General features: G+C 46.7%; 1 protein-coding gene and 1 pseudogene. One reads left to right on the top strand and one right to left on the bottom strand.

Translation table 11 applies throughout. The features are described 5' to 3' along the window. A partial coding sequence (locus K0778_RS28035) for an AAA domain-containing protein (RefSeq protein WP_250666413.1) occupies positions 1-2,848 on the top strand: 2,848 nt, incomplete at its 5' end. A gap of 220 nt (positions 2,849-3,068) precedes the next feature. Here the strand turns inward: K0778_RS28035 and K0778_RS25135 are convergent. Beyond that, positions 3,069-3,527: pseudogene (locus K0778_RS25135) on the bottom strand (IS3 family transposase); the annotation flags it as partial. Positions 3,528-3,634: the final 107 nt, after the last annotated feature.

Raw genomic sequence — 3,634 nt, 5'->3', positions numbered from 1 at the left:
ACTCATGTTATTGCGTGATTGGTACAAGAAGGTCCGAGCTTGTTACGGGATAGGTTTTGGAAAGCGAGTTGCGATAGGCTCTGGATTATTTAACCTAGATGGTGAGATTATCAAAGGTGTGCATTTAATCGAGAAATCGCAGATTAGCTCAAGATTAATGACTTTGGTTAAACGGGTCGAGCACGAGGCTAAGTTATTACCGCGTATTTCTAGCTTGTTGGAAGAACATGCATCTTGGTTAGGAGAGCAAGGTGTATTGATGCAATCTTACCGACAGGTGCGGAATACTCTCATTGCCTTGCAGGGATGGTTTATCAATCCAGATATATCATTAGAGCAGATGACTCATTCCTCCGAGATTTTGCAAAACATAAACGATCTTCAGATATCCCTTGAAAATGACTCGTTACAGTTAGGGGCGTTTTTACAATTAACCCCATTGGCTTGCGGTGCGTATAAAAATAATCAACTGACGTTAGACACTATTAACGACACGCTGAATTTTGCCGAGCAACTGGTTGATAAGATAAATTGCGTATCCTTGGCTACCCAGATCAGACATTTGGCTAGTGGTAGTGATTACGATTTACTATGTCGTGATGGTGGGGAAATAGTTTCGAAATGGAATGAACAGATTAAAAATGCTGAGTTATATGCGCTAGAAACAAAGTTAGAGCGGAGTCAGTGGCTCAAGTCGACTGATGGTTCTCTTAATACATTAATCGAGCGCAACGAAAGAGCAATACAGCAACCCCGTTGGTTGAACGGGTGGGTTAACTTTATTCGTTGTTACGAGCAGATGCATGAAAATGGATTGCAGCGAATCTGGAGTGCTGTACTTGCGGGCTCGCTCCCGATTGAAAAAGTTGAATTGGGTTTAGCATTAGCAATTCATGACCAGCTGGCGCGGGAGGTTATTCACATCCACCCTGAATTGATGAGAGTTTCCGGCTCACAGCGCAATGCTTTGCAGAAGTCATTTAAAGATTACGACAAAAAACTGATTGAATTACAACGTCAGCGGATTGCAGCAAAAATTGCTTGCCGAAATATACCAGAAGGGAATTCTGGTGGTAAGAAAAGTGAATATACAGAACTAGCTTTGATCAAAAATGAGTTGGGTAAAAAAACCAGACATATTCCAATTAGGCAATTGGTTAACCGTGCATGTAATGCGCTGGTTGCAATTAAACCTTGTTTCATGATGGGGCCAATGTCAGCAGCTCATTACCTAGAACCTGGACGAATGGAATTTGATCTGGTGGTGATGGACGAAGCGTCTCAGGTGAAGCCAGAGGATGCATTGGGTGTCATCGCGAGGGGCAAGCAACTAGTGGTCGTTGGTGACCCGAAACAGCTACCACCAACCAGTTTCTTTGATCGAAGTGCCGACGGAGAAGATGACGATGATGCCGCGGCTTTAAGTGATACTGACAGCATTTTGGATGCTGCTTTGCCACTGTTTCCTATGAGACGTTTGCGTTGGCACTATCGTTCACGACATGAAAAGTTGATTGCATACTCTAACCGCCATTTTTATAACAGTGATTTGGTGATATTCCCTTCCCCAAATGCTGAGTCTCCAGAGTATGGGATTAAATTTACCTATGTGTCAAAAGGTCGATTCTCCAATCAACACAATATTGAAGAAGCCCAAGCAGTTGCTGAGGCCGTACTTCATCATGCGCAACACCGGCCGGGTGAGTCACTCGGGGTAGTGGCCATGAGTTCCAAGCAACGCGATCAAATTGAGCGCGCTATCGATGAATTGCGCCGAAATCGCCCTGAATTTAACGATGCAATCGATGGCTTATATGCCATGGAAGAGCCACTTTTTGTGAAAAACCTTGAGAACGTTCAAGGGGATGAGCGTGATGTAATCTTTATTTCCTTTACCTATGGACCTTCTGAGCATGGTGGAAAGGTTTATCAACGCTTTGGACCTATCAATTCCGATGTTGGCTGGCGTCGCTTGAATGTGCTTTTCACTCGATCAAAAAAACGGATGCATGTGTTTAGTTCAATGCGTTCTGAAGATGTATTGACGAGTGAAACCAGTAAACTTGGTGTTATTTCGTTGAAAGGTTTTTTACAGTTTGCCGAAAGTGGCAAACTAGATTCCCTCACAACGCATACCGGCAGGGCTCCAGATAGTGACTTTGAGGTTGCTGTAATGGAAGCACTCAATCACGCTGGGTTTGAGTGTGAACCTCAGGTAGGGGTTGCAGGATTCTTTATTGATCTAGCTGTGAAAGATCCAGGTTGTCCTGGCCGTTACTTAATGGGCATAGAGTGTGATGGTGCGGCTTATCACTCAGCTAAATCTGCTCGTGATCGTGACCGTTTGCGTCAAGAGGTTCTGGAGCGTTTGGGTTGGAGAATTAGCCGCATTTGGTCCACTGATTGGTTCAGTAATCCTGATGAGGTTCTATCTCCGATTATCCGTAAACTCCATGAGCTTAAAACATTGGCTCCAGACGTTGTTGTACCTTCCTATGAATATGTAGAAACGATTGAGTCAAGCGCTGAAGTGGCGTCTGACTCAATTGATTCTCTTATGCCCAATTTGGGGCTTAAGGAGCAACTTAAGTATTTTGCCACACATGTCATTGAGGTTGAGCTTCCTAATGTTGATGCTGATCGTCGTTTGTTGCGACCCGCAATGCTTGAGGCTTTGCTGGAACATCAGCCTTTATCACGTTCCGAGTTTGTTGAACGAATACCTCATTATCTGCGGCAAGCAACAGATGTATACGAAGCGCAACGCTTTCTTGACCGAGTCTTGGCATTAATTGATGGCGCAGAGGCTGAAGCGAATGATGCAGCATTTGAGTCTGAATTGGCATAATTAGTTAAAGGTAATAAGAACAGTGACAACTGTCGGACAACGTGAACGCGCAACTCAACAGCGCGTAGTCAGGTTTTTTATTGAGGAATTGGGCTATCGTTATCTAGGCGATTGGCACACGCGTCCTAACAACCGTAATGTTGAGCCTGATTTGCTCAGTCATTGGTTGATTGACCGTGGTGTTGTGGACTGACCCCACGCCCGTAGACAAATTCTGTCCTCACGACGAGGCCTGTTCGAAGGCCTCCGGACTGACGCCGCCGAGGTTACTGTGGCGCCGGGCCCGGTTGTAGAACACTTCAATGTAATCGAAGATATCCGCCCGGGCTAGATCCCGGGTTTTGTATATTCTCTTCCTGATGCGCTCTTTTTTCAGTGAACTGAAGAACGATTCGGCCACCGCATTATCCCAGCAGTTGCCACGCCGGCTCATGCTCGGGACCAGGTTATTAGCCCGGCAGAAGCGCTGCCAGTCGTCACTGCCGTACTGGCTTCCCTGGTCTGAGTGCACGATGACCTCGCCGTCGGGTTTACGTCGCCAGACCGCCATCATCAGTGCATCCAGCGCCAGTTCGCGTGAGAGAGTGGGCTTCATCGACCAGCCCACCACGTTACGGGCGAAGAGATCGATAACCACCGCCAGATACAGCCAGCCCTGCCAGGTGCGGAGTAGAGTAAGAGGCAGGGCGTAGTCGGACTATTTCCCTGCCTCTCCTCCCCGAACCGGACGTGCACCTTTCAGCGCATCCGGCTCTCCATTTAAATGCTGGCGAACGCCATTGCCAC

Source organism: Escherichia sp. XD33 (genome assembly GCF_019375075.1).
In the GTDB taxonomy this organism is placed as follows: Bacteria; Pseudomonadota; Gammaproteobacteria; order Enterobacterales; family Enterobacteriaceae; genus Enterobacter; species Enterobacter flexneri_A.
The sequence above is the reverse complement of the archived record's forward strand: the minus strand, read 5'-3'. Positions and strand labels throughout refer to the sequence as shown.